This is a genomic window from Streptomyces gilvosporeus (assembly GCF_002082195.1).
Taxonomy (GTDB): Bacteria; Actinomycetota; Actinomycetes; order Streptomycetales; family Streptomycetaceae; genus Streptomyces; species Streptomyces gilvosporeus.
This window is the reverse complement of the sequence record NZ_CP020569.1, coordinates 8,151,823-8,177,997: the sequence shown is the minus strand read 5'-3', so window position 1 is coordinate 8,177,997 and position 26,175 is coordinate 8,151,823. Positions and strand designations below refer to the sequence as shown.

The following is a 26,175-nucleotide window of genomic DNA, read 5'->3' as shown; positions in this document are numbered from 1 at the left end:
TCACCGCTGCCTGATCCGCCAGTGTGTCACGTCGTCCGGACGGCCAGAGCGCGTGCGAGATGCGCGGGGAGGATCGGCGCGTTTCGGCGGAATTCAGCGCGACCAATGCCTGGGCCGACACGAAGCAAGGGCAGAACCCCACCTCCCTGGAGATCCACATCTCCTTCCACCAGCCCGACGACGATCCGGCTGACCTCGCCCACTACATCCACACGGATAAAGCCAACCGCCTCCCTCTGATCCTGCACCTGGCGAAACTCATGGAGGAATACATCCCATGACCACTCCGTCCGGCCCGCCCTCTGCGCGGAACCAGAGCCGTCCGCCACGGCCGATAAGCTCTGCGGCTGCATGTCCCCTCATCGGCCACCGCCACTCACTGGAGCTCCCCGCCGACATGGAATCCTGGCACCCTAACGACACGCAACGTTGGCTTCAGGAAGTAGCCGAGGATTCTGGCGTATCACAGTCGGAATACGTGACGACTGCGAGAGCCGGCTGCGGCGGGCCGGGCGGTGAGCAGGCCCGACTTCACCTCCTGGGCTTTTGCCCGTCAGGCGCCTTTCGCTCGGTCCACTCAGAGCCGGGCCCGGTTTACGCCGCAACGTGGTCGGTGAGCAGGCCGGGTTTTCCCCTGGTTCAGGCGTATTTGCCGAGGTCGCTGGCCTGGAGGGCGGCCTGGTCGTTGATGCCGATGACGTAGCCGTCGGGGTCGCGGAAGTAGAACATGCGCTGGCCGGTGTGGTCGGTGTCGGTGTCCTTGATGATCTCGGCGTGGTCGGCGATGTGGTCGTGGGCGGCCTCGAAGTCGTTCACGGCAAGGTAGAACATGCCGGCGAACCCGATGGGAGTGTCCGCCAGGACAGGCAGCCACTTCTTCAGGTCGGCGTTGCTGTAGAGCATCCCGCAGAATCCGCCCTGGTAGGTCAGCATGTGAATGTCGTCCCCTGGGCTGGCGGTGCTGGAATCGACGTCGAAGCCGAGCTTCTTGTAGAACGCGATGCTGGCGGCGGTGTCCTTGACGCTGAGGCAGGGAGCGAACGGCATGGGTCCTCCATGGTCAGGTGCGGCCTTCGCCGGGGTGCGAGCACGGGGGCCGGCATACGCCTGGCACTCCGGGGTTCCTTTCTCCGCCGGTCCGCGCTGCTGTGCACTCCGGGGGCCGCCGTCCCGGTGAGAGCAGCCGCTGTGAGCGGCTGTGTCAGCGGGCGCTGCTGATGCAGAAGGGCTGGCCGGAGGGGTCGAGCAGGACGGTCCAGTGGTCCCCGCCCGGCTGGTGGGCGGGCTTGGTGGCGCCCAGTTCCAGGAGCCGCTTCTGCGCCGCCTCGACGTCGTCTGACGTGATGTCCATGTGGAAGGCGAGTTCGTCCTGGGGCCAGCTCTTCTTCCCACACGTTGGCGGCTCAGGGACGTCGCTGCTGTCCGTGGCGGAGGTTGTGCAGCCGTTCGCGGGTGGCGGGGGGCAGGTCGGTCACCACGCATTCCCAGGCGTGGTGGAGCATCTCGGTGAGCTCTTCGGCGGGCACGGTGCCTTCGTCCAGGTGCACGGTGATCCAGTGCCACCGGCGCCCTTGGTACCACGGGCGTACCGCCGTGTGTTGTTGGCACAGGTGCAGGGCGAGGTGGGGTTCGCACTTGACGGTCACCTGCTCGGGGTGTGCTTTTGTCGCTGCCGCGAGCATGGCGAAGATGCTGCCGCCGACTTTGTAGACGGGCCTTTTGGGGCCGTACGGTTCCTCCTCCGTCACCTCCGGCAACGCCAGGGCGAGCGCCGCGACTTCTTCGGGGGGCATGGTTACGTCCTTCGTACGGGCCGGTGGCTGGGGCCGGCTTATGGCGGGTGGCAGGCGCTGCCATGCCGTGGGGCCGGCCCGCGCGGCGTCGTGGCGGCGGTGACGCGCCGGGGCGGCACACTGTGAGATGCAGCGCCGGAAATCCGGGCGGTGGCGTGTAGGAGCGCGTCGTGACTGCATCGGGTTCCCTGGCGCCGCGTTCAGCGGTAGTCGTCGGCGTTCGGTGCCTGTCCGGTCCGCATGAAGTCTTGGAAGTAGCGGACGGAGTCGGGGGCCGAGCCGTCGGCGTCAGTGAAGCCGTACTCCTTGGCCAGCGTGCCGACGGACAGGGAGCCGCCGTTGTAGCGCGCCACGCCCGGGTCGGCAGCGAGTGCGGTCACGGCCCGGGCGGTGAAGACGGGGGTCTCTGAGATCGCGAACGTGGGGTCCACCTTGCAGCCGTCGCGCCAGTTCTCCTCGGTGATGCCGAACGCGTCGAGCATCGCCTCGGTGCGCATCCAACCCGGAGCAAGACCGAGTGCCGTGCAGCCGTACTCCTTCACCTCTTCGGCCAGCGCCCACGTCATCCGGAAGGGGGCGAACTTGGCGAGGTCGAAGGCGAAGGGGGCACGGTAGTGGCCGTGGTTGAACTCCTCGGTCCCGTCGGTGAGTTCCACGACCAGTCCGCCGGGCCGCCGGATCAGCAGGGGCAGGGCGTAGTGGCTGGTGACGTAGTAGGTCTCGATGCCGAGCTGGAGCATGCGCCGGCCCTTGTCCAGGTCGCATTCCCACATCTTCTTGCCGCGCTCGACGAGGTGCTCCCCGCCCCAGACGGCGTTGACGAGGATGTCCAGCCGCCCTTGTTCCCGATCGATCCGCTCGGCCAGCGCCTGCACCTGGTCCGCCTGGAGATGATCGACCACCGCGGCGATGCCTTCGCCGCCGGCGGCAGTGACCAGCTCGGCGGTCTGCTCGATGGTCTCCGCCGGCCGGCCCGTCTCGCTGATCGCGCCACGGGCGGTGCGGCCGGTCACATAGACGGTGGCCCCGGCCCGGCCGAGCTCGACGGCCATCGCGCGACCCCCGCCGCGAGTCGCCCCCGCGACCAGCGCCACCTTTCCGGCCAGCTCCTTCTCTCCACCCGCACTCTGACTCTTCCGCGCATTCACGGCATTGGGTCCTTACTTTGCATCGATAGTCGTGGATGGGAGTATGAGGCGGATATAGGGCACTTTCTGTCCTGCTTGCCGCGCACGCCGACATTCACCCAAGTGCCCCCGCCTGCCGGGGCTCGCTCAACGTCACCGACGTCGATGCCGGCCGGACATTGCCGCGATCGGAACAGAGCAACCGCCGAATCCGGCCCCCCACGGCCCACCGGCCCCGGCAGGGGCCCCGTTGGTCAGCTCAGCCCTGCGGCATGGTGAAGAGGCCGAAACGGTTGCCGTGCGGGTCGGTCAGGCGGGCGAAGACCAGGCCGTAGGTGGTGGCTTCGGGGCCGTACTCCACCGCTCCGCCGAGCGAGACGGCCCTGGAGACATTGGTGGGCACGTCCGTGGCCAGGAACGTGGGCATGGCGAACTCCGCGCCGTCCGCAACCGCGCTGTAGTCGTACATGCCGCCGGTGGGGACCGGGCCGGTGAAGATGCTGTAGTATGGCGCGCTCACCGAGCCCGGGTCCGGCTCGAAGCGCCAGCCGAACGCCTGGGCGTAGAAGGCCCGCGTCGCCTCGGCGTCGGTGGTGCCGATCTCGAAGCTGGCGAACGCGCCCGGCTGAGGCCGGCCCGCCCCCTGCTCCGCCTCCTGGGCACCGGTGCGGGAGACGAGCGTGAGGACATTGCCGCGCGGATCGGTCACACGGGCGCGGACGCTCCGGTCGCCATCCGGGGCGGCCGGGGCGACCACGGCGGCGCCCAGCTTCTCCAGCCGTGCCGCATCGGCTGCCACGTCACCGGAGAAGACGCGCAGGCTGGTGGCTTCCCTGCCGCCGGCTGCGTGCTGCCGGACGAGGCCCATCGGGGCGGCCGCGCCCGGGGCGGTGATCCGGATACAGGTGGAACCGTCGGCGCCGGAGCCGGGTTCGGTGGCGAAGGTCCAGCCCATCAGCGGGCCGTAGAAGTCCTTCACGCCCTTGGCATCGGCGGTGTCGATCTCGAACCCGGAGATCATGTCGAGGCAGGACAGTTCCATGGCGCTTTCCTTTCGGAGGATCGGGAGAAGCAGAGGGGTCTCTCCCGGCTTGAACAACCACCGTAGGAGCCCTTTAGGACACCTCGCGTCACCATTGCCTGGCAGGCTGAAAGACATGACCCAGGACCTGCCCGCCCGGATGCTGCGCCTGCTGTCCCTGCTGCAGATGCGCCGCGAATGGACCGGCGCCGAGCTCGCGGAACGCCTCGGTGTCACCCTGCGCACCATTCGCCGCGACATCCACCGCCTCCGCGACCTCGGCTACCCCGTCCACGGCACCACCGGAAAGGCCGGCGGCTACCGCCTGGCCGCCGGAACCAACCTCCCGCCGCTCCTGCTCGACGACGAGGAAGCCGTCGCCGTCGCGGTCGCCCTGCGCACCGCCACCAGCGGCGTGCGCGGTATCGAGGAGAGCGCGGTGCGCGCCCTGGCCAAGCTGGAGCAGGTCCTGCCCGCCCGCCTGCGCCACCACGTCGCGGCACTGCACACCGCCACCGTCTCCGTGCCCTGGGCCGCCGGCCCGCAGGCCGACCCCTCCGTGCTGGCGACCCTGGCCGCGGCCTGCCGCGACCATGAGGTCGTCACCTTCACCTACGCATCCAAGAGTGACGCCGCCGTGGGACGGCGCCGCGCCGAACCGCACGGCCTGGTGGTCGCCGGCGACCGCTGGTACCTCGTCGCCTACGACACCGACCGCGCCGACTGGCGCATCTTCCGCGTCGACCGCCTCACCGACCCGGCCCCCACCGGCCGCCGCGTCACCCCACGGCCCCTGCCCGCCGCCAACACGGCGGCCTTCCTAGCCGCACGCATCGCCGCCGCCCCCGCCCGCTACGCCCTGACGGCCACCGTGCCCCTCGACGCCGAGACGCTGCGCGCTCGCCCCGGGACCCTCCCCGACCGCGTCCGCTCCGTCGACGAGCACACCAGCACCCTCGACCTCACCGCTGACGACCCCCGCCACCTCGCCGCCCAGCTCCTCCGCCTGGACCCCGGCAGCACCGTGCACGGCCCCGCCGAACTCGCCCCGCATCTGGAGGAGCTGGGACAGCTGCTGCTGCGCGCCGCCCGCGCCCTCGCCCAGCCCCTCGACGGGGCGGACCAGCACAGCACCGACGGCACCACGGACCGCTGACGGCACGCATACCCGTCGCCGCCCACTCCGCAGCTCGCTTCACTACCGTGCACCGGGCGCGGTTCGTCACGGCAGGCGGACGCCCGGCTCACTTGGGCGGTAGTTCGGCGGCGGCCTCCCAGCCCAGGTGCAGCCAGTCGTCCAGGACGTCGTCGTCGAGGACCTCTCCCGCCACCAGCAGCCAGCCCTTCGACACCCGGCCCTTGACCTCGAACGGCCGTGCACCGGGCCGGGTCAGGGCCTCCACGGTGTCTTCCGGCGCGACCCGCACGAACAGCTCGTCGCCGACCACACCGGCCACCGTGTTGCCCTGCGCCATGAAGACCAGCCCGCCGAACATCTTCTTCGCCGTGACCGGCTCGGTAGCCTCCAACTGCTCCCGAACCCGCTCAGCCAACACCTCGTCGTAAGCCATAACCTCACGCTACCCAGGCACCCCACCGTGCGCCCCCGCACCACCCCAGCCCGGCCCAAGCCGCGCACCCTTCCCGGTCTGCCGTGTCCGCCCAGCACATTGCAAAGGCCCGCCGAGCTCGGGGGCCACCGCAACGTGGTCTGCCTTCGGGGCCACGCCCGCACTGTCAGCGAGTGGAGATCTGGTATTGCTGCGTCTCGGAGTACTCGGTGGATCCGATACCGAGCATTGCTGCGACAGACGGACATGTAGCGGAGAGTGACGGGTGGTCAAGGCCCCTCGCGGTAAATGCGTACACCTCTTCTCGTAGAGCGAGTTGATGTGCAGGGGGAGAGTGACCGCCGACAGGCGCGGGGGCCCTTCTGCGAGCCCCACGACCGAGCCGACCCCAAACCTGTTGGGAGAGGCCGTGCTGACATCGCCCGCCGTCCCGGGCTGACCTTCAAGGCGTCGAGCGGGCGGCGCTGGACCACTTCCTGGCGGTGAGCTTTATCCCGTGGCCTTTAGGGGGCGTCGCAGCCCGTCACCTGTCAGGGATAACGGGAGGGTTCGGCGCCTTCCCGGTACCAGCCCCAGGCACGGTGCGCGGTGACGTGGCTTTTCCCCCCCCCGGAGCGACGCGGGTGGTGGTCATCGCGCCGTGATCGGAGGCAGTTGGTTCGGCTCCTGGGAGCTGGGGCGACAGGGCGCGAACGATCGCGAACTCTGCCGGGCGGGTGTGGAAGTCCGACGGCACAGAGCCCCCCGAACGGGGCGGTCGTCTTCGCCTACGCGGTGTGACTCGCGGGCGAACTGGCTGCCATCACCGGCGCCCGCGAGCCTTCCGGCGTGGCCGTCACCATCGAGGTCCCCCAGCCGGCGACACCGACGGCGTCCCGCCCGGACCCGAAGGCCGGTACCAAACCCGGCAAGCGATCCGGCCCCCGACGCCGAAACGACGGCGGGGCCAAAGCGGCGACAGACGCTGCCACCAGGGCGGAGAGCCGGGGCTCGGACCGCCGGGCGACAGCCTCTGGCGGCACCTCCGCAACCGGCCGGCGCGGTTCTGCCCGCCGGGCGGGATCCCGCGGGGCCACGGGCGGCGCCGTCGGAGCGGGCGCCCGGAGTTCCGCCCGCCGATCCGCGGCCGGTGCTGCGACCGGCGCAGCCTCCGGCAAAGTTGTCCGCGGATCCAGCCGACGAGCGGCGGCCGACGGAGCCACGGGCGGTGCTACCGGGACCGGCAGTGGCTCCGGCCGCCGAGGAAGCCGACGGATCTCTGCGACCTAGTGCTGCATCAGGCAAGGTTCGCCCTGTCGATGACGGTGCGTAGGCGTTCGTCAGCGGCGTGCTTGTTTCGCCAGATGATGTAGCGGCGGATCATGCTGCCCTGTTCCGTGTGGTTGGCCCGCCGGCTGCCCGTGGTGCTCCCGTGTCAGGCGTTGGTCGGCTTGTCCCAGAGGATCGCGACGTAGCCGTCCCCGCCGGTCTGGCCGTGGGCACCGACGTGGCCCTGATCGCCGTCGCGGCCCCCGTTCTCGGGCAGGCGTGCGGTGCTGCCTTTGCCGCCGTCGCCGCCCGTGCCGACCTTGCCGCCGTCGCCGCCCGTGCCGGGCAGGCCGGGCTGTCCGGCGGCGGCGCGCCTGTTGGGGTTGGCGTCCCAGCTGCCGTTGCCGCCCTGCGTGCCGGACGCACCGACGCTGCCGGGCTGGTGACATCTACGGGGGCCGGGGCCGACTTGCCCGTCGGGGTGGCGCAGGAAAGGATCGACGGGCCATGCCGGCGCGAGCGGTCGGCGATGCGCATGAAAGACAGGGTGGGGCGGGATGGGCGAGCACGGCCGACGGCAGCGTCACCGTACCGTGGACCGGGTCGCGTGGATCCTGGAGGCCGCCGCACGGGCGCCGGGCGGGGCGACCGTGGCCGAGCTGGCGCGGGCGGTCGGGGCGCCGGCGAGTTCGGTTCAGGATCTGGTCAACGGCCTTGTCGCGACAGGGTTTCTGCTGGAGCAGCACCGGCGCTTCCGGCTCGGGCCCGCCCCGCACGTCCTCAACCTCATCGCCGGCCGGGTCGTCCCGCGGATCAGTCAGGCCGAGCTCGACGAACTGAGCCGCGTCGCGGATACCCCGGTGCTGCTCACGATACGGGTGGGACTCGACGCCGTTCACCTCGCACGCGGCGGCGAGGACGAGATTCCCCGCCTCGTGCCGCTCGCCGACGGACACGTCGCCCGGCCGCTTCTGCGCACCGCCGCCGGCCGTCTGCTGCTGGCCTTTACCGACGAGGCGGAGCGTCATGATCTGCTCGACGAGCTCGCCCGCCACGATCCCGAGGCGGTCACCGAGTTCCGATCCGCTCTTCCCGCGATCCGCGCGTCGCGCATCAGCCGCAGCGAGGGTCTCGCCGACCCCGAGGTCAGCGCACTCGCGATCCCCGTCACCGAGGGCCCCGTCGTCACGGGAGCCCTCGTTCTGATGCACCGGCGTCGCGGCCGCTCGGAGCGGCTGTTCCTGGACCGGGCGGCGGCCCGTCTCCTCGCGCACCTCCAGGAGACGCAGACCTGACGTCCGCACCGATTCACGGATATCCGTGAATCCGGGCGCTCGCACAGTGCCGGGAAGGAGCATCCCGGCATGACCTCCAACGCGCTGACCACGACCGAACCAACGCGGCTGACAACCACCGGAGAGATCGTCTCCCAGCTGCTGCACACCCTCGGCGACCCCGATCCGGCCTGGGGAGCCGAGGACATCACCGTCGTCGGGACCGACCCCCTGGTGCCCTCGGTGCACCGCCTCGCCGACGCCATGTCCGCCGCCATCGGTGTCTTCGGACGGCAGACGGCGACCCTCGGTGAACAGCGAGGTCACCGGCACCAGAAGGTGGAAGTGCGAGCCGGAGCCGCGATCGACCAGCTCATGGCGACGCATCACACGACGCTCTCGGGACGCCCGATCGGTGTCTCGCTCGACGATCCGACGCTGCTCGGCAACAACGACTTCTACCGGACGCGCGACGGCCGGTGGATCTTCATCATCACCACCTATCCGCACCTGCGGGACGCGGTCCACACCGTACTGAGCTGCGGGCCCGACAAGGTGGGGATCGCGCAGGCCGCGGCCGGCTGGGACGCCTTCACGCTGGAGGAGGCCATCTGCGCGCGGGGCGGCGTCGCCTGCGTGGTCCGCAGCCGGGACGAGTGGCTCGCGCACCCCGCGGGACGGTACGTCGCGCAGCGCCCGGTCGTCGAGATCGAACGCATCGGTGACGGACCGGTCCGGTCTCTGGAGTCGATCGCCGAGGCCGATGAGGCACTCGCGGGCGTACGGGTGCTGGATCTCACCCATGTCATCGCGGGTCCCGTATCGACGCGACTCCTCGCCCAGTTCGGCGCCGACGTGCTGCACCTGACGCGTCCCGACCGCCCCGACCCGATCCCGATGATCGCGATGACCGGCGGCGGCAAGCGCAACGCCTACTGCGACCTGCGCGACGACAACGACCGTGCGGCCTTCCACGACGCGCTCCAGGACGCGGACGTTTTCGTGCACGCCTACCGGGGACTCGCCCGGCACGGGGCGTCGACCGAGGAACTCGTCCGGCGCCGCCCCGGACTCATCACCCTCGAATACCACGCCTGGGGCGCCGACGGCCCCTGGGGCGAGCGCGGCGGATTCGACCAACTCGCCTGCTCGGCAACCGGATTCGCCGTCGACGAGTGGACGGACCGGCCGTCGCTGCCGCCGACGTACCTGCTCAACGACTACCTCGCCGCCTACCTCGGGGCCGCCGCTGTCACAACGGTCCTGCGCCGACGTGCGACGGAGGGCGGCTCATGGCGGATCCGCGTGACCCTGGCCGGGGTGTGCCACTGGGTACAGGAACTCGGGCTGCTGGCACGGGAGAACGTACTCGGCCTGCCCCGACCCGGGCGCGCGCCGCTCGCCGCACTGTCGACCACCGGGACCGACTTCGGCCCGCTCACCGAACCGGCGACACCGTTCACGTACAGCGGGCGCACGGTCCCCCAGCCCGGCCGTCGTTCCCCGCTCGGGTCCGCCGAACTCCAGTGGCGTTAGGTCATTGGTCATTGAGCTACCCCGGCACAGCACCACGTGCCCGCCGCCGCCCGTACCGCACCACCGTTCGCCCACCCCACCCGATACCCCAGGAGGCACCGGAAGATGTCCGAGAAGCCGAGCGGCCCGTCCGCCCGCGGACTCCTCACCGGAGTGCGCGTCATAGAACTGGCCAGCGTGATCATGGCCCCGTACGCCGCCCAGCAACTCGGCGACCTGGGTGCGGACGTGATCAAGGTCGAGCCGCCCGCCGGTGACATGACGCGCCACTACCCGCCGCGGCGCAACCCCGGCATGGGCGGCACGGCCCTCAACCTGAACCGCAACAAGCGCAGCGCCGTCATCGACCTCAAGGCCCCGCACGGCCGCGACGCCCTGCTCACCCTGCTCCGTACCGCCGACGTCTTCATCACCAACCTGCGCCCGCAGGCCCTGGAGAAGCTCCGCCTCGGCTACGACGACGTCGCGGCCGTCAACCCCGGCCTGATCTACGCCAACGCCCAGGGTTTCCGCAGCGACAGCCGCTACGGCACCCACGCCGCCTACGACGACATCATCCAGGCGGCCAGCGGCCTGGTCTGGCTCAACCACAAGGTCTCCGGCCAACCGCACTACGTCCCCACCGTCCTCGCCGACAAGATCTGCGGCATGCAGATCGCCCAGTCAGTACTGGCCGCGCTCCACTACCGGGAGCACGGCGGCACCGGCCAGCACATCGAGGTCCCGATGGCCGACACCATGCTCACCTTCAACCTGGTCGAACACCTGGGCGCGGCCACCCTGGAGCCCGACGGCGAGTTCGGCTCGGCGCGCTCGCTCAGCCCGGAGCGCCGGGCCCAGCGCACCGCCGACGGCTGGATGTGCATCCTGCCGCACAGCGACCGCAACTGGCGGGACTTCACCGCCTTCGTCGGCCGCCCCGACCTGGCCGACGACCCACGGTTCACCACCGGACCCGACCGGGCCCGCAACGCCGACCAGTTCTATCCGTTGCTGGCAGAGTTGATGCGCCGTCATACAACCGCGGAATGGCAGAAGTTCTGTGACCGGTCGGGCATCGCCGCCGCCCCGGTGCTCGACCTGGAGTCCGCCGCCACCACTGTCTACGCCCAAGAAGGCGGCCTGCTCCACGAGGCCGAGCACCCCACCGAGGGCCCCTACCGGGTCATCGGCCGCCCGGTCCGCTACTCGGCCGACCCGGAGCCGGAGCTGAGGCCCTGCCCGACCATCGGCCAGCACACCGACGAAGTCCTCCGCGAAGCCGGCTTCGACTCTTCCCTGCTGCACCCCGTGAACTGACGGGATTCCATGCCGAAACCATCGCCAGTCACCCGTCCCGGGAGTGAACGAACCATGTGCCCTTCGACGCTTTCACCGATCGCAATCCCCGACGCCGCCCTACCCGAATCAGCCCGCCGGCTGCGCACCGAGGTCCGCGCCTTTCTCGACGAGGAGCGTGCCCGCGGCACCGCGCTCGGCCGCCCCGACTCCTGGCTGGCCGGCTGGGACCCCGGCTTCAGCCGCCGCCTCGCCGAACGCGGCTGGGTCGGCATGGCCCTGCCCACCGAGTACGGCGGCGCGGGCCGCGGCTTCCTGGAACGCTATGTGGTGATCGAGGAACTGCTCGCCGCCGGCGCTCCGGTCAGCGCGCACTGGGTCTCCGACCGGCAGGCCGGCCCGTCCGTCCTCCAGCACGGCACCGAGGAGCAGCGCCGCTTCTTCCTGCCCCGGATCGCCGCCGGGCAGTGCTTCTTCTCCATCGGCATGAGCGAGAAGAGCAGCGGGTCCGACCTCGCTTCGGTGCACACCCGCGCCGAACGTACCTCTGACGGCTGGCGGTTGACCGGCACCAAGATGTGGACCGGTGGCGCCCATGTCAACGACTACGCCATCGTGCTGGCCCGCACCGACGAGGCCGAGGACAAGCACACCGGGCTCAGCCAGTTCATCGTCGACCTGCGCGCCCCCGGTGTGCGGATCGAGCCGATCCGGCTGATGAGCGGCGAGCACCGCTTCAACGCCTTCCACCTGGACGGCGTCGATGTCCCGGATGGCATGCTGCTCGGACGGCGGGGCGACGGCTGGAAGCAGGTCACCGGGGAACTCGCCTTCGAACGCAGCGGCCCGGAACGCTACCTCTCCACCTTCCCCCTGCTCGTCTCCCTGCTCAGCGAACTCGAACATCGCTCCGTCACGGCCGGACAGCTCACCCAGGTCGGCCTCCTGACGGCCCGTCTGCACAGTGTTCGCCGACTGTCTCTCGGCGTGGCCGCGGCCCTGAACGCCGGCGCCTCGCCCGACACCCAGGCCGCCCTGGTCAAGGACCTCGGCACCCGCCTGGAGGGCACGCTGGTCGACACCGTCCGCAGCATCCTGCCGACCCGGGCAGACCCGCACGCCACTCCCGGCAGTCACGCCGAACTGCTCGCCTTCGCCCTGCTGCACAGCCCTGGCTACACCCTGCGCGGCGGCACCAACGAAATCCTTCGCGGCATCATCACTCGTGGTCTGGAGCAACGCTGATGAACACCCACACGATCGACACGGACACCCCCGTCATCTCCGCCGATGCCTACGACACCGCCGCCTTCTTCACCGGCTCCGAAGCCATCGCCGTCGTGACCAACACCACCGCCCCGGACGCGGTGCCCCTCCCCTCCCCGGACGCCTCAACCGCCGAACTCCTCTTCGCCGCCCAGGAGGCAGGGCGCCGGGCAGTCCCGGCCCCGTTCACCGAGACCGCCCTGGTCGCCCGCCCGTTGCTGCGCCGCGCCGGCCTCCCCGTCCCGGACGGGCCACTCAGCTACGCCATCGCCCCCGAGCTCACCATCCGCTACGCCCACCCCGCCGCTTCTCCCGTCGGCTCAGCCGGCTGCCTGGGCGACGACGACACCCTGCTGATCACCGGGACCCTGCACCGTGTCCCCTGGGCCCGGGCCGCCGGCGCCGTGGTCGTCCTGGCCACCGCCCCTTCTGGCCCCGTCCTGTTCACCCTCGACCCGGACCGGGCCGCTCTCACCCCCGGCGCCAACCTCGCCGGGGAACCCCGCGACGACCTGCACCTCGCCCCTCTTGAGATCCCCGCCTCGCGGGTCCGCCGGATCCCCCGGGAACTGCTGGAGGAGGCCGAACACCGCGCGGCCCTGGGCCGGGCCGCCCTCATGGCCGGAGCCGCCGAACGCTGCGTCGAACTGACCGTCGCCCACACCACCGCCCGCGTGCAGTTCGGCCGACCGCTCAGCCACTTCCAGGCGGTCAAGCAAGAGGAGGCGCGACTGATCGAGGAGGCCGCCCTGGTCCGCGCCGCCGTCCAGGCCGCTGCCACCCCGCTGGACACCGGCGGCCCGGCCGCGCACTTCGCCGTCGCCGCCGCCAAGACCCAGGCGTCCGCCTCGGCCGCCGAGATCGCCCGCATCGCCCACCAACTCCACGGCGCCATCGGCATCACCCAGCTCAACCCACTCCACCTCGCCACGACCCGGCTGTGGTCCTGGCGCGACGAGGACGGCGACGAAACCGACTGGGCGCTCCGCTTGGCCCGCTCCGTCACTGCGGCCACCCTCTGGCCCGCGCTCACCACCAAGCCCTGACCCTCGCCCCCGCACCCTCCCCACCGCCGCCGACCGGCTCAACCCGGTCGACGGCCTCAGCTGCCCTGGCTTGGAGTGGTCCTTCACATCGTTGCTGTCGGCGTACGACCTACCCTGGTCGGGTAGCCCAGGGCATCTCACCTGGGCACCGAACCCTTCCCTGAGATGACATCTGTCACCGCCGGGGCGACGGTGCTCGGCCACCGCGGTCCCGCCGGTGCGGGGCTCCTTCCCGGTCCGGGGTGGCAGTCCTGCCGTTCCCGCCGCGATCTTCTGCAGGAGGCTAGGAGAGGATCGGCAGCAGCACCTCGGGAAGGTGGGAGAACCAGCCGGCGGTCAGTACCGCCGTGGCGCTGCTGTTGTTCATGCCGGTGGCGAAGGTGAGGGAGATTCCGTCGGGCCGGTCGCAGCGGGTCCAGCGGGCCAGCCACCGGCCGCAGCAGAAGGTCAGGCAGCACGCCGCACCGGACAGGCCGAGCGCCAGCACCACCAGGTCGGGGATCCGGCCGGGCGATGGCCTGTCCCGGCGCGCCGGCCGCGTTGACGTAGCAGAGCAGCAGGATGTTCACCAGGTTGACGGCCTTGACCGCGGGCAGGGTCCGGCGCACCCGGGCATGGCTTTGTTCGCGAGAACCGGTTCTGGCTCAGGTTGTGTGGCGTTGTCACGCTGAGCAATCAGTCATCTTGGGCAATACGGGGCGATGGAGTGCTGGTGGCGCGTAAGATCGCGAGCGGGGTGGGGCTCGTAGCGCAGTGGTTGTCGCGCCTTCACCGCATGTGGGAGGACGCCGGTTCGAATCCGGTCGGCCCCATCCCGCCCCGGCAGTATCCAGCTCATGCCAGCAGGACGCGTTTGCGGAGGAGTTGGAAGCCTGCGCGGCCGAACGTCTGGCGTTTGAGCATCTTGATGCGGTTGACATGCCCTTCGACGACGCCTGAGTTCCAGGGAAGGGTGAGGCCGGCGATGACGGCGTCACGGTCGCGGTCGATGCCTGCGGCGAGAGTGTGGAGGCTGGGGAGGTCGTCCTGGCGAAGGGCGTCGAGCCACTCAGTCAGGCGCTCGCCCTGGCGCTCGGTGACCATGGTCGCGAAGGACCGGACGTGTCTGGTGAGTGCGTCGATCTCGGGGCAGTTGGCCCGGACGTTCTTCAGGTGGAGGTGTTCGGTCTCGGAGAGGGTTTCCGGGCGGCCGCACCATAAGACGCACCTGCCCAACCGCAGCACTGATCCACCACCCCAGCAAGAGCCATCAGAAACGGCCTGGACCATGCTGTGCTGCCGGGTCGGGTGTCTGTTGGGCGCAGGAGTACCCCAACTGGCGGCAACAGTGCGATAGTTGACGCTTGCTTTCCGTCAGGGAACCGATGAGAAGGAGACCTGAGTGAAGAAACGGGCCGGGCTGCCACGGGGGACGAGCGTGGCACTCAGGGGGATCGTCGTCGCACTGCTCGCGGCGAGTGTGGTGGGCGTGCAGGCGCCTGCCGCGTCCGCGCAGGAGGTCTGCGGCCGCCAGGTCGGCGGGGACATCCTGGAGGCGTACAACCGGACCGGCGGCGAGGGTGGGCCGCTGGGCTGTCCCACTACGAACGAGGAGACCACGCCGGACGGGCGGGGCCGGTACAACCACTTCGTCGGCGGGTCGATCTACTGGACTCCCGAAACCGGCGCGCATCCCGTATGGGGGGCGATCCGGGACAAGTGGAAGGAGATGGGTTGGGAGACGTCCAAGGTCGGCTATCCGGTCGGGGACGAGCTGACCAACCCGGACGGGGAGGGCAAGCGGCAGGAGTTCGAGCACGGCACCTTCTACTGGCACCCCACCCGCTCGAACGGCGCGCACGCCGTGTGGGGGAACATCGGATGGGTGTGGGGTGCCTACCACTGGGAGAGCGGCGCCTTCGGCTATCCGACCTCGGATGTGTCCTGGGACGGCGAGAACCGGGAGTGGGTCCAGAAGTTCGGGGGCAGCAAGTTCATCTTCTCCAACCCGGACGGCAACAACGTTGAGGGCTGTGTCAAGCAGTGCGCCGGTTACTACGGCGTCGACCCGGCGGGCCCTGGCTCGCCGGGGAACCTGATCAACCAGACCCGTGTCGAGATTCCCCTCACCGGTGACCCCGGTTCCTGGGAGGACACCTTCGTCGTCCGCGCCTGGCCCACTACCGAGGGCCGCCTTGCCGGGCGGGCCCTCATCCCGGCTGAGTGGGACCAGATGTGGTCGAGGGTGCCCAAGCCGTGGGCGATGACCGACACCAAGAACAGCTCCCTGTACAAGCAGTTCGCCTGCCATGTGATGTTCGTGGCTCCCAAGCCGTCCGGCGGCTGGCTGGGCGGCTACTCGTGGGACCTGGAGTCGTGGCGGGATGACATCTCCTGGCTGAAGGCCATGGACCCTCTCACCAACCACAAGTGCAACTGGTAGACGGCGCCTGTACGCGCGAAGGGCCCACCCGAGATCGGAGGTGGGGCCCGGTGCAGACCCGCGCTGACGGGGATGAACCGTGGCCGATCCCCCGCGGTGGGCCCTGTGTCACGCCGACCGGTTTCACTCTGCCACGGCAGGGCGCCACCGGTCGCGGCCAGGAGCGCCGTGGTATCTGCGGGTTACCGGGGCTCTTGGGAAAGCCCGGGTAATGCAAGGGCCCACCCCCAGGGCGCGGGGGTGGGTCCTTTTCTGCGCCAGGCGTTGCCGTTGCAGGCTACCCCTGTGCTGCGTTGCGGCGTCGCATCCACCACACCAGGGCGCCGCCGGCTGCCGCGAGGGTGGCGGCGATGCCGGAGATCAGGCCGATGGGGGTGTCGGATCCGGTGTGGGCGAGGTCGCCGTCGGGGCCCTTGGGGCCGCCTGTGGGGGCGGGGGTGTAGCCGCCGGAGTGGCTGACGGACGGTTCGGGGGCCGGGGTCGACGGGTTGCCGGTCGGGTTGGGCTTGCCGGTGTGGGTCGGTGTCGGCCGCGGGTTGGGGGTGATTCACGGAACTGCGGTCAGAGCCCCGAAATTCCCCAGGCGGAAGTTCACGTAATTCCCCAGCCGTTGACGTGAGCCGGCAGTGAGGCCGTCCGTGTCAGTCCCACCAGAGCACGACGAGAAGCTGCCGTTGGGATGCACCACGGTAGAACTCGCGCATGGCGTTGAAGTGCCCCAGCAGGTACTTCTTGGAGCCACCGACGATCTTGTCCGCGCCGTTGCCGATCAAGGAGGCGGCCTCTGCTTCGTCTGTCGGCAGGGCGGCCAGGAGGGCCGGAAAGTCGATCTGCCCGAGCAGTTCCGCAAGACGAGCCACTTGAGCCGCGGAGAGGGCCGTGGGGTCCGGCCCGAAGGGGCCGATGGCATGCGGATGCGTGTTGAGGAAGGCGAGGTCGATGGCGGTGTAGCCGTCGAGAGCCTGTCGGAGCACATCCCGATGGACGTCATCGAGACCTCCCAGCTCGCAGACCCGTTCGAGCAGGAACGGCGCCCAGTCCAGGTCGAGGACGTCCACCGACGGTGGATCCCAGAGGGGATCTCCATCCGGCGATGTGTTCGCTGACTGGCGGCAGGAGTCGAGATACTCCGCCGGGATGCGGGCAAGCTGCTGAGTGACGGCCATGACGGCAGTATCCCGACGACGTCCACCGGTTTTCCCTACTTGGTCTTGTCGGTGGGTTCCTCGGACGTTTGTTGGGGCGGTAGCTGAGGCCGTTCATGATGACCTGGTGGCTGGTGTTGATGAGCCGGTCCAGGAGTGACTCGGCGACGAGGGGCTGGAGAAGAGGGGATACCAGTCGCTGGGCGCCCGGTTGCTGGTGATGATCAGCGACCGGCCCTGCCGCTCGGAGACGAGTTCGTATGCCCCACCTCGTGCGCTGCGGAGCGAGATTGCTGATCTTATGGCTGCGGCGCCTGGCTGACAGCGGCAGCCCGGCTGGACAGCTCCGGCCCGTGACACCCGCCTCTTCGCCCCGTGCGGGTCTACCGTCCCGTGAGGGAGAGCAGCCTTTGATGCAACCCGAGCCCCGCGCGTCAACCGGCACCCAGAGCGACCCGCCTCGCACCGGCGTGAGACAGCAGGTCTCCGACGACGTCTGCCGTCCCTGTGCTGCCGTGCAAGGACGCCCCACAGGCTTGGACGTCACGGCTCTGCGGCGAGCCGTTGATCTTGTTCTCATGGAGTCCCGTCGTGTCCGGAGACGCTGGCCTGCGCGACAGCCATTCGGTACCGGTCGGTGGCCACGACATGGAGGCTCTCCCCCTCGATGTCGAACAGGACCCCGCCGAGCATGGGAAGCTCCGGGTCGGTGCTCGCCGCGAAACGGACCGTGTCCAGCGCGGCTGCCGGCTCGGGCGCGGCGATGGACAGCCGGACGGTGGCGATGCGGAGCGAAGTCGTGACGTTCTCCCTGTGATCGAGTAGCGCTTGGAGCGCGGAGAACTCGCTGCGGGCATCGGACAGCCCTTGTTCGATGCGGCGCAGGTGTGCCTTGAGCAGCTTCCGGACCAGGTCGGGGTCCGCGCCGGACCAGCTGGCCAGCACCAGCCGGATGTCCGCCAGCGGCATCCCGGCCCGGCGCAAGCGGGCCAGCACCCGGGCCTCTTCGAGCTGCTCGGGTTCGTACCAGCGGTATCCGCTCACCGGATCCACCCAGGCCGGGACCAGCACACCGGCACGGTCGTAGAACCGCAGGGCACTCACGCCCAGGCCGCTGTCGCGGGCCATCTCGCCAATGCTGCGCATGTCGTTCTCCACACCCGGCACTCTGGTCCCTGCACAAGGTCGAGGGTCAATCTGGCTCCGGACCCGAATCTCGCGGCGCTCAGCAGCCGGCCCGCCACCCTGCGGGTGCCTCATATGTCTGCTCCGTTGAGGTCAGCCAAGTTGTCACTGACCCGGTGGTCGGCCCCGAAGGGCTTGCTACCCCAGAGGACTCTGCGATACAAAGTACTCGCACCAATGCGGGGGAGGAACACATGGACAGCAAGCAAACGGGCAAACCTGCCCCGGACCAGGCTCTGAATGTCGGTGAGACGCTGGCGCTGATCGCCGCCGAAGACCAGTACGTCCGGCGGCGCGTTCACGCCGATCCCACTCTGTTGTTCACGGTGTGGGGAGGTGCCTGGCTCATCGGATTCGGTGCGGCGTATCTGGCGCACGGCCCGAAGCCGGTGATCCCCGGCTGGCTCGGTGCGGCGGTGCCTGCCGTGCTGCTTGCCGCTGCCTGGATCGTGTCGATCGGTTACGCGCTCCGAGTCGGCCGGGGAGTCAGCGGGCCGTCCCGCACCGTCGCCGCCATGTACGGGTGGAGTTGGACGCTGGGGTTCGGCTGCCTGGCCGTGGTCAACACCACGCTGATCCGCCACGGGCTGACCTCGGACAACGCGGCCATGCTGTGGTCGGCGTCGGCGCTGCTGCTGGTCGGTGTGCTGTATCTGGCCGGCGGCATGGTGTGGCAGGACAAGGTGCAGTACGGCTTGGGGGCGTGGAGCATGGTCTGCGCGGCTGGTGCGGTATGTGCCGGAGTCCCCGGCAACTTCCTGGTCCAGTCCCTGGCGGGCGGGGGCGGCTTCCTCGCCCTGGCCGGCTACCACCGCTTCCGCAGCACCGCCGCCCCCGGGCGCCGCTCGTGATTCCCGAGCTCGATCCGGTCATCCATGCCCAGGCCCGGCTACGGGTCACCATCGCGCTGGCCGCATTGGCCCCCGACGACCGGATCACCTTCCCCCGACTGCAGAAACTGCTGGGCATGACCCCCGGGAACCTCTCCACCCATCTACGCAAGCTCGAGGACGCCGGCTACGTGGAGATCGACAAGACCTACACCCGGCGCACTCCCGTCACCCACGTCGCGCTGACCCCTTCCGGCCGCGCCGCCTTCGAGACGTACACCGCCACACTGCGCTCGCTGCTCGGCCCCTGAAGACCGGTGAATACCGGCTTCCGTACCAACGGCTCGCACTCCCCAGCTCATGCGCGCCCACCGGCCAAGCCCGGCTCTACCTCAAGGAGTATGCGACCATGACCTCCATCGCCGCCGACCGGCCCGCCACCGTCCCGACCGGCCGTACCCGCGCCGAACTGCGCGGGCGCGCGGCAGGCAGCGGCATTCTCGCGTTCTTTGCCTTCGGCTGGACCGGCTGCGGCATATCGGCCCTCCCCGCCACGGTCGGCCTTGCCCTCCTCGCCGTCGCCGGCCTGACCTCGGCCACCGTCGCGGCTCTCGCGATCCGGAACGCCCGCCGCGCGGCAACCGCCCCCGCCGGAGGCGACCCGGCCCGGGGCAAGGCCACCGGGCGCCGTTTCGGCCTCGTCGTCACCGCCGAGTGGATCGGCATCTTCGTCGCGGTCCGCCTCCTGGGCACCTTCGGACACACCCAGCTGATCCCCGCCGCCATCGCCCTCGGAGTCGGTATCCACTTCTTTCCCCTGGCCCGCCTGTTCAGCCTGCGCGCCTACCACCTCACCGGTACCGCGCTCTGTCTGATCGCTCTGGCCACGGCCCTGCTCGCTCCCCTGGCCGGGACCGACGCCCTCTGGACGATGCTGCCCGGCTTCGGCTCAGCTCTCACCCTTTACGCAACCTGCACCCATCTCCTGCGCACCCACACGACCCGCTGACCTGGACAGTCAAACCTCACCCAGCGAAACCCAAGCGGCAACCGGCGCACCAGACAAACCCCGGGCCGCTGCCCACAACGAGGCCCTGCCCTTCTCCCCGAGGCACCTCAACACGCAGTACCAGCAAGGCAATCCTCATTCGCGCGGTTCCGTGCTCCCTGCGACGCCACACCCCCAGAGCCAGTTCCTGCGTCACCCCTCGAAGGACTTCCGGCGCCGACCACTAAGCCTCGGAAGGGAGTCCGGCCCGCCACCGCCGGGCCTCCTTGGCGTCCGCCGCGTCGCCGGTCTGCTCAAGGGCCTTGATCAGGAAGTGAATGGCCTGGGGAATTCCGCGCTCGGCGGCGCGGGTGAACCAGTGGCGGGCAGCTGCCGGGTCCGTTTCGGAGAACAGCATGCCGAGAGCCGTCTCGGCGGCGCCGCTGCCCTTCTCAGCAGCCTTGGCGAACCACTGGGTGCAGGCTGGGACATCGCCCTGCAGATTGGCCTGCCGACCCAGCCGAAGCATCGCGTCGACGTGCCCGGACTTCGCTGCCCGCCGCCAGAACCCGGCGGCCGCCACCGGGTCGCCCTCCGCGTCCGCCATCACGCCCAGTGCGTACACGGCGTCGGTGCTGCCGGCCTCGGCCGCGCGGGAGAACCAGCGGCGGGCTGTGGAGACGTCCTGCTGCTGATGTGCCAGGAGGCCGAGGGCATACATCGACACGACCCCGGCCGGGTTGACCTTGCCTCTGCGGTACGGCGGCAGATCCGCCGCCCGCTCCCACCAGTCGCGCGCGCCGCCGAGGTCGCCCTGCTGCCGGCACATCTCGCCGAGCGCGTGCATCGCGGACGCGCGATGCACGTTCGATGTCGCGGTGTCCTCGACCGTCATGGTCAGCCATCGGCGCGCGCTGGCCACGTCGCCGTCCTCGTAGAGCTGGGCGGCGAGCAACTGGCGGGCGGGGGCGTACTGCCGCTCGGCAGCTTGCACGAGCCAGTGGCGGGCGGCGGCGACCTGGCCTTCGGCGTGCAGGAGTTGGGCGTAGGAGGTCATGGCGGGCTGTCCGCCGTACTCCACCGCACGGCGGACCCAGGCCAAGCCCTCTTCCCGCTCGCCCAGCGCGTGGAGCAACTCCCCCAGCCTGGTCATGGCGAAGACCTCGCCGGCCTCGGCGGCGCGGCGATACCAATGGCGCGCGCCGTCGAAGTCGCCCTGGCCGTGCAGCACGCCAGCGAGGTTGTACATCGCGAGCGGATAGCCGCTCTCGGCGACCGGGGTCAGCAGGCGGCGTGCCTCGTCCGGGTTGCCTTCGGAGGAGGCGAGCAGCCCCAGGTCGAACATGGCGTTGGGGTTGCCCTGTTCCGCCTCGTCCTGCCAGGCGGCGCGGGCCACGTCCGGGTAGCCCGCCTGCTCGGCGTTGAAGCCGATCTGCCGGCGCGCTTCCGGGTCGGCCGCGGCGACCATCACCGGCCAGACCTCCGGCGGAATGGTGCCCCAGTTGATGTCCAGGTGGCCGGCGAGGACATCGGAGGCCCGGTAGCCGTCGACGCGGCCCATGGCCTGCCCGTACGGGCTCAGCAGCGCGATTTCGGTGTGCGGGAAGACGGGTTCGCAGGCCCACGCGAGGGCGTCATCGAACCAGGCGGCGTCCGCCGCGGCCCGCTGCCTTCCGTTAAGAAACGAGGGCGCCACCGCCTCCAGGAAGCTGGCGGGCACGGTGAGCCGGTGCCCGGCGCGGCGGGCGGTGACGGCCGCCATGAGCAGCGCCTTGCCGTATGGCTGGTCGGCGGTGGTCCAGCGGTGGAGCAGTTCCGGGACGCCGGCCAGGGCCTGGGGCAGGCTGAAGTCGCCTTTGTGCCGCAGCGCGTGGGCGATACGCGGGTCGGTGGCGGCCGCGGCAGCAGCTCGCTCCCACTCGGCCGGCCGGAATGCCGCGAGGTTGAACCGCTGGGCCATGGCGAGTACCTCGCGCGCGTTGCGGGACGACGCGCGGATCTCCTCCAGGAGGCTCCCGTCCGGGTCGACGCCGCGGTCGCCGCTGCCGGGCCCCGGGCCGACCGCGCGCAGCCGCTCGTAGACGTCCGGCCACATGGTGCCGACAATGATCACCGGCGGTGCGGCTTCGGTGAGCAGGCTCCGTACCGTCGCGGCGGCCAGTGGAGCCGGGCCGGCCAGGAAGTTCTGCAACTCGTCAAGCCACAGCACACTGCCAGCACTCCCGCCGTCGGCCGAGCAGCCGGCGGCCAGGGCTTCAACGGACGCGCCATCGGCCGGCACCTCGAACTTCCAGTCCGGAACGACGGCGAGCAGGGCCTCGTGCGCGGTCCGGGTCTTCCCCGTCGCGGGATCCCCCAGGAGAAGGACGAAACCCCCGGTGGTCCTGAAGCCGGTGAGGGCCGCGCGCAGCTGCGTGTCGGCCTCGCGGGCGACGTACAGGGGCAGGTCGACCGCGAGATCCGCGGAAGCGCCGGCGGGCAGCGGGATTGCCTCGTGGATGCCCAGTAGGGCGCGCCGGGTGAGCTGGTCCACCCGCGGCGGCACGCTGCCGCCCCGCGCCCCCGGGGGCGTGCCCTCCGGCCTGGGGGCCAGCGGGTCCACCGGTGGGCGCGGCCGCGCGGACGAACGCCCGGACCTCCCGTCGTCGGGCGAGATACGCCGGGTGGCCTCGTCCCACAGCCCAGTGAGCGTCTGACGGGCTGCGGACTGCCGTTTGCGTACTTCTGCCTCCTGTTTGCCCTGCAGCCTGCCGACCACCGCAACCTTCGTTGTGTCCGGGAAGAGCGCATCCAGAATCATGGTGAAGTTCGAACTGTGCCCTGCGGAGCGGCCGTTGAGGATGCCGGAGAGCGTACTGACCGGCACGTTGGACTCCCTGGCCAGGTCTGATTGGCTCCATCCCCGTTTTGTCATCTCAGTCCGCATTGCGGCGCTCAGTGCTCCCAGCGCCGAGTCCCGAGGTGACCGCTCCCCAGCCGCTTCCGCCACCGAGTCCCCCAGCGTCGTGTTCGAAGTTCTTCGGGCTTATTCGGCCTCGAACCTACCGTGCCCGGTGGTAGAGCCAAATGGGGTTTGCCCGGGCGGAGTTGGCCGACCCGGATCACTCCAGGAGGTACTCCAGCCATGTCCGTGCTGTCCCTGATCGACGACGGTGCTCTGCTCGCCGGAGCCACCGGGGTCCTTTTCACCGCCAGCGTGGCAACTGTCGCCGCCGCTTCGATCCTCGCGCGTAGTCCAGAGCGGCGGCGGGACGCACGCGAGACGCTGAAGATCCTCCTTGAAGCGTCGCGCCTCCCGCTAATCTTCACCTGTCGTGCGGACGATTCCTGTCGTCCGCCCCGGCAGGTTGCTGTCCTACGCGATTCCGCTGAGGCACCTGGCGCTGTGACGAGCACGCCGCCAACAAGCAGCACCCCTGACGCCACCAGCTGACCCGCCTGGCCGTTCACAGAGCGATCGGCCGACACCTGAGAGCCTCGTCGACGATCTGCTCGGTCGAGCCGCCCCGGAGTTCCACCGGGGGATGAAAGACCAGGTTACTGACCCGGGGATGCGACACGTTGGCTTCGAGAAGCCGCAGGTAGTAGTCGCTCCCCGGGCCTCCGGCGAGGATCCTGCGGACGACTTCGACGAGCTCGTCCCTGGTGACGTCCGCGATCCGGGGCCGAGCTGGCCGGGCAGCCTCCAATGCAAACTCGCCCAGACTCCGGCTGCCGTGGTACTTGGTGAAGTCCAGGGCCACGTAGCCGTGGCCCGTCTTCGCGTTGAAGGCACTGATCTCGTCGTCTGCGCTCTCGGCTCCGGCGAGTACCAGCTCAGCGATCCGCTCGATCTCACGGCAAAGCTCGTCCAGCCGCTGCTGGCTCACCGATGGAGGCACCAGGTCAGCTCTCAGGTCCACGCCCGAATTATGCTGGCTGTCTTCGTCGGGGAGACTGGATCTCGTTGCACGTCACCCACGAGATGAGTCTCAACCAGACCTGAGCGGGTGGAACGGTGGCCGACAGATGTCGGGCATGGCACGGACCCGATGCCTCTCGGCATGGCCGGGTTTCCCGGTACCGGACAGCTGGTGCCGTTCGGCGGTTCCTGACGGGCATACGAGAGATCATGATCGCGGACCAACCGAGGAAGACACAGGGGTAACGGGGAATCATGGTGGCGTTCCACGCATCTGCGCTGGACGGAGTCGCCCGCAATCCGGAGCTGCCGACACCGCTGCTGCTGCGCCTGCTTGCCTTCGACGGGGGCGGTACCATCCGCCCCGTAACGCCCTTCAGCGGGCCGGACTCCCTGCGCCGGCCGTCGAGGTGATCCTGGCAGCGATCTTGTGGAGGCTGAGACTGCGCCTATGACCGTCAGCCGTCGGCGGTTGGCCCCTCCATATGTGCGCTGATCCATTGCAAGCCGCTGTCAGTCATTCCCTTCACGTAACTCTTGGCGTCGTGCCCACCACCCGGGATCCTCAACAGACGCGTCTTGACGGGGCCGTGGCCGTACTGGGCTATGAACTTGTCCGCCTTCGGCATCACGGTTCGCTCGAGGGTGCCGACCTGGAAGTCGACGAAGACGTCGGGGCCCTTCCTGGCGATCAATTTCTGGGCCAGAATTTCCGGGTTGTTCGCTTGCTCCGCTGCTCCGTAGCCCGCCCACAGTGGGGAGTCCGGCACGATGTCCGGTCCGGAGGCAATCACCGCCTTGAACCTATCCGGGTACTTCAGTACGGCCTTCAGCCCTGAGAAGCCACCGGAAGAAGAGCCCATGAAGGCCCAGCCGTCACGTGATTTGAGCGTGCGGAAATTTGCCTTCATCAGGTTGGGAACGTCCTCGGTCAGCCACGTGCCCATCTTGGGCTGGCCGGGTATGTCACTGCCGTCGTAATAGTTTTTGTCATTCGGGTTCAGCACCGGCATGGCGAGCAGGAAGGGCAGGCTCCTCCCCTCCTGCGACAGCTTGGCGATGGTGGCTTGCAGCTTGAGGTCGGTACCCATCCAGTAGTTGTACGGGAAACCCTCGCCTCCGGGCAGCGCCACCATCACCGGGAAACCGCTCCTCGCGTACTTCGGCTCGCTGTACTGCTTCGGCGCCCACACCCACACCTTGCCGGTGAACCCGGACTTGGGGCCTTTGAGCGTCACCACGCCGGTCGTAGTGCCATCGGGCAGGCGGTTTTGCACCCGGAAGTGGGCCTGGGGGCCGGTCGGCATCAGCGTTTTGGCCGGGTTGGCCGCGCTCCCGCCCCCGTTCCCGCCGGATCCCGATGCCTGCTGACCGTAGGTCACCTGGTCACTCTGGTCCGATTGACCATTGAAGTGGTTGATCACGGGCCACGCGACAGCACCGAGAGCCGCCAGGACGACAATCCCGATGGCCCAGCGTTTGGCCCGAGAGGCCCGCCGATGGCCGCGAGACCGGTGGACTCCCCTGGAAGCATGACTCATCGTGGCCCTCCGGGCGCTGCTGCCCCGAAGGGCAGGACTGAACGGTTCCCCCTCCTTGAAGGGGGAACCCGCCGGAGGGTTCCGACCCCGAAACATGAAATACGTCATCACCGGCTGTCGGCAGACGGCAACGGCCCACCGGATGCCCGATCCTTCGCAGGCTCCCTCACCGCAGGCTGCCTACTGGTGAACGTTCCCTGAACAGTCACCATCCCCAGGCATCCCGACGGGCGATCCGGACCTCTGGCACACCGAACGGCAAGTTCCACCAAGGAAAGGTGCGTCCATGGTCAGCGCCACCACAGCAACCACCGCGTCGGTCCGGCGTACGGGCGACCGGCTGCTCGCCCGGAGCGGGACGCCGGGCCGAGGCCCGGCGGGTCGGCCGGGTTACCGGAGCGGAAAGCCTCTGCGGGAATGACAGCGAGGGCGTGCGACGCTCACCCTGCCTGATCACCAGCAGCGATGCCGTGGCCGCACTGGAGCACGGATGGGTGCTCGAAGACACCATCGGCCTTCCCTACATGCGTCGGGGCTGGGCACATGCCCGGGTGGCAGGACCTGACGGAATCCTCGGGATTCGCGGACACACGGCATGGCAAGACGCCCTGCTCTACCTTGGACTTGACGCCGAACAGACGCAACGGCTTGTCCGGACCCACCGGCCAAAGGATCTGGCAGAGGCCGTGGAGCGATCGTTCGGCTCACAATTCACGTCAGAATTCTGGATCTACTGCCTGCTCCTGGGACGCCAGACTCGGCTGATGACCCGCCCCTCCAACCCTCCCTCACCGGAGGTCCGAGCAGCCGCACTCGCCACACTCGGCGTATCGAGCCTGCCGCCGCTGGAGCGAACCCGGCTGACGCCAGACCAGGAAGCACTGCTTCTGGAATTCATCCGAAGCGGACTACGGGGAGCCCGATATGCCTGAGGTCAGCGTTCTCAACCCGCTCTACGGCAACCACCAAGGCCGCGCTTCCCTCCCCGGCGAGCAGCTGCAGC

The 26,175-nt window shown here is 69.8% G+C and carries 22 protein-coding genes, 1 tRNA gene and 5 pseudogenes; 12 read left to right on the top strand and 16 right to left on the bottom strand.

All coding sequences use genetic code 11. The features are described 5' to 3' along the window. The first annotated feature begins 23 nt into the window (after positions 1–23). Positions 24–281: an RNaseH domain-containing protein gene (locus B1H19_RS36140; protein ID WP_418361496.1), complete on the top strand. Its 258-nt coding sequence runs from the start codon at positions 24–26 to the stop codon at positions 279–281. Between the two features lie 358 nt (positions 282–639). On the opposite strand, the gene B1H19_RS36135 is transcribed toward B1H19_RS36140, so the two are convergent. The 5 genes and pseudogenes from B1H19_RS36135 to B1H19_RS36115 form a co-directional block, all read right to left on the bottom strand. Continuing rightward, positions 640–1,047, bottom strand: a complete 408-nt coding sequence (locus B1H19_RS36135) for a VOC family protein (protein WP_083109081.1) — start codon at positions 1,045–1,047, stop codon at positions 640–642. A gap of 154 nt (positions 1,048–1,201) precedes the next feature. Further along, a pseudogene (locus B1H19_RS36130) lies at positions 1,202–1,384 on the bottom strand (VOC family protein); the annotation flags it as partial. Between the two features lie 19 nt (positions 1,385–1,403). Further along, positions 1,404–1,793, bottom strand: a complete 390-nt coding sequence (locus B1H19_RS36125; RefSeq protein ID WP_083109080.1) for an MmcQ/YjbR family DNA-binding protein — start codon at positions 1,791–1,793, stop codon at positions 1,404–1,406. Between the two features lie 200 nt (positions 1,794–1,993). After that, positions 1,994–2,941: an SDR family oxidoreductase gene (locus B1H19_RS36120; RefSeq protein ID WP_083109079.1), complete on the bottom strand. Its 948-nt coding sequence runs from the start codon at positions 2,939–2,941 to the stop codon at positions 1,994–1,996. 238 nt (positions 2,942–3,179) lie between these two features. Further along, entirely contained in the window at positions 3,180–3,962 is a 783-nt protein-coding gene (locus B1H19_RS36115; RefSeq protein ID WP_107426275.1) for a VOC family protein, read from the bottom strand. A 115-nt stretch (positions 3,963–4,077) separates the two neighbouring features. On the opposite strand from B1H19_RS36115, the gene B1H19_RS36110 reads away from it, so the two are divergent. Continuing rightward, positions 4,078–5,097, top strand: coding sequence for a helix-turn-helix transcriptional regulator (locus B1H19_RS36110; protein ID WP_083109077.1), 1,020 nt, complete (start codon positions 4,078–4,080; stop codon positions 5,095–5,097). A gap of 88 nt (positions 5,098–5,185) precedes the next feature. On the opposite strand, the gene B1H19_RS36105 is transcribed toward B1H19_RS36110, so the two are convergent. Next, positions 5,186–5,512: a TfoX/Sxy family protein gene (locus tag B1H19_RS36105; RefSeq protein WP_083109076.1), complete on the bottom strand. Its 327-nt coding sequence runs from the start codon at positions 5,510–5,512 to the stop codon at positions 5,186–5,188. Between the two features lie 1,276 nt (positions 5,513–6,788). Then, positions 6,789–6,893, bottom strand: a pseudogene (locus B1H19_RS40665) (transposase); the annotation flags it as partial. A 424-nt stretch (positions 6,894–7,317) separates the two neighbouring features. Here B1H19_RS40665 and B1H19_RS36100 point away from each other — a divergent pair. The 5 genes from B1H19_RS36100 (at position 7,318) to B1H19_RS36080 (ending at position 13,160) form a co-directional block, all read left to right on the top strand. Beyond that, the gene (locus tag B1H19_RS36100) at positions 7,318–8,055 is read left to right on the top strand and encodes a helix-turn-helix domain-containing protein (protein WP_083109075.1); all 738 of its coding nucleotides are present in this window, start codon (positions 7,318–7,320) and stop codon (positions 8,053–8,055) included. Positions 8,056–8,124: 69 nt separating this feature from the next. Further along, positions 8,125–9,570 carry a CoA transferase gene (locus B1H19_RS36095; protein WP_083109074.1) on the top strand — a complete coding sequence of 482 codons (1,446 nt, stop codon included), beginning with the start codon at positions 8,125–8,127 and terminating at the stop codon, positions 9,568–9,570. Positions 9,571–9,675: 105 nt separating this feature from the next. Then, a complete protein-coding gene (locus B1H19_RS36090) occupies positions 9,676–10,869 on the top strand; it encodes a CaiB/BaiF CoA transferase family protein (protein ID WP_083109073.1) in 1,194 nt (397 codons plus the stop codon). A 54-nt stretch (positions 10,870–10,923) separates the two neighbouring features. Continuing rightward, positions 10,924–12,093, top strand: coding sequence for an acyl-CoA dehydrogenase family protein (locus B1H19_RS36085; protein WP_083109072.1), 1,170 nt, complete (start codon positions 10,924–10,926; stop codon positions 12,091–12,093). Beyond that, positions 12,093–13,160, top strand: coding sequence for an acyl-CoA dehydrogenase family protein (locus B1H19_RS36080; RefSeq protein ID WP_083109071.1), 1,068 nt, complete (start codon positions 12,093–12,095; stop codon positions 13,158–13,160). Before B1H19_RS36085 ends, B1H19_RS36080 begins: the two co-directional genes overlap by 1 nt. 283 nt (positions 13,161–13,443) lie before the next feature. Here the strand turns inward: B1H19_RS36080 and B1H19_RS36075 are convergent, their stop codons facing one another. Continuing rightward, positions 13,444–13,650 (bottom strand): hypothetical protein, encoded by a 207-nt coding sequence (locus B1H19_RS36075; protein WP_083109070.1) that lies wholly within the window; start codon positions 13,648–13,650, stop codon positions 13,444–13,446. Positions 13,651–13,898: 248 nt separating this feature from the next. On the opposite strand from B1H19_RS36075, the gene B1H19_RS36070 reads away from it, so the two are divergent. Continuing rightward, positions 13,899–13,972 (top strand) — tRNA-Ala (locus B1H19_RS36070). A gap of 22 nt (positions 13,973–13,994) precedes the next feature. On the opposite strand, the pseudogene B1H19_RS36065 reads toward B1H19_RS36070, so the two are convergent. Beyond that, positions 13,995–14,348: pseudogene (locus tag B1H19_RS36065) on the bottom strand (ISL3 family transposase); the annotation flags it as partial. A gap of 193 nt (positions 14,349–14,541) precedes the next feature. Between B1H19_RS36065 and B1H19_RS36060 the strand changes: the two are divergent. Next, positions 14,542–15,582 (top strand): DUF2599 domain-containing protein, encoded by a 1,041-nt coding sequence (locus B1H19_RS36060; protein ID WP_083109068.1) that lies wholly within the window; start codon positions 14,542–14,544, stop codon positions 15,580–15,582. A 277-nt stretch (positions 15,583–15,859) separates the two neighbouring features. On the opposite strand, the gene B1H19_RS40490 is transcribed toward B1H19_RS36060, so the two are convergent. The 4 genes and pseudogenes from B1H19_RS40490 to B1H19_RS36040 all read right to left on the bottom strand — a co-directional run. Continuing rightward, positions 15,860–16,129: an LAETG motif-containing sortase-dependent surface protein gene (locus tag B1H19_RS40490; RefSeq protein WP_083110088.1), complete on the bottom strand. Its 270-nt coding sequence runs from the start codon at positions 16,127–16,129 to the stop codon at positions 15,860–15,862. Positions 16,130–16,223: 94 nt separating this feature from the next. Next, positions 16,224–16,748 (bottom strand): DUF1877 family protein, encoded by a 525-nt coding sequence (locus B1H19_RS36050; RefSeq protein ID WP_083109067.1) that lies wholly within the window; start codon positions 16,746–16,748, stop codon positions 16,224–16,226. 40 nt (positions 16,749–16,788) lie between these two features. Then, positions 16,789–16,988: pseudogene (locus B1H19_RS41010) on the bottom strand (ATP-binding protein); the annotation flags it as partial. Positions 16,989–17,312: 324 nt separating this feature from the next. Further along, a pseudogene (locus B1H19_RS36040) lies at positions 17,313–17,873 on the bottom strand (MerR family transcriptional regulator); the annotation flags it as partial. Between the two features lie 233 nt (positions 17,874–18,106). Between B1H19_RS36040 and B1H19_RS36035 the strand changes: the two are divergent. The 3 genes from B1H19_RS36035 (at position 18,107) to B1H19_RS36025 (ending at position 19,751) form a co-directional block, all read left to right on the top strand. Then, positions 18,107–18,763, top strand: coding sequence for a hypothetical protein (locus B1H19_RS36035; protein WP_083109066.1), 657 nt, complete (start codon positions 18,107–18,109; stop codon positions 18,761–18,763). Continuing rightward, entirely contained in the window at positions 18,760–19,053 is a 294-nt protein-coding gene (locus tag B1H19_RS36030; protein WP_237289709.1) for a winged helix-turn-helix domain-containing protein, read from the top strand. The genes B1H19_RS36035 and B1H19_RS36030 overlap by 4 nt, the downstream gene beginning before the upstream one ends. Positions 19,054–19,151: 98 nt before the next feature. Continuing rightward, positions 19,152–19,751 carry a hypothetical protein gene (locus tag B1H19_RS36025; RefSeq protein WP_083109064.1) on the top strand — a complete coding sequence of 200 codons (600 nt, stop codon included), beginning with the start codon at positions 19,152–19,154 and terminating at the stop codon, positions 19,749–19,751. A gap of 223 nt (positions 19,752–19,974) precedes the next feature. Here B1H19_RS36025 and B1H19_RS36020 read toward each other — a convergent pair whose 3' ends face one another. The 3 genes from B1H19_RS36020 to B1H19_RS36005 form a co-directional block, all read right to left on the bottom strand. Continuing rightward, a complete protein-coding gene (locus tag B1H19_RS36020; protein WP_159028226.1) occupies positions 19,975–22,644 on the bottom strand; it encodes a tetratricopeptide repeat protein in 2,670 nt (889 codons plus the stop codon). Positions 22,645–23,176: 532 nt separating this feature from the next. Next, the gene (locus tag B1H19_RS40200) at positions 23,177–23,632 is read right to left on the bottom strand and encodes a hypothetical protein (protein WP_083109061.1); all 456 of its coding nucleotides are present in this window, start codon (positions 23,630–23,632) and stop codon (positions 23,177–23,179) included. Positions 23,633–24,089: 457 nt separating this feature from the next. Beyond that, positions 24,090–25,172 (bottom strand): alpha/beta hydrolase, encoded by a 1,083-nt coding sequence (locus B1H19_RS36005; RefSeq protein WP_083109060.1) that lies wholly within the window; start codon positions 25,170–25,172, stop codon positions 24,090–24,092. Between the last annotated feature and the right edge of the window lie 1,003 nt (positions 25,173–26,175).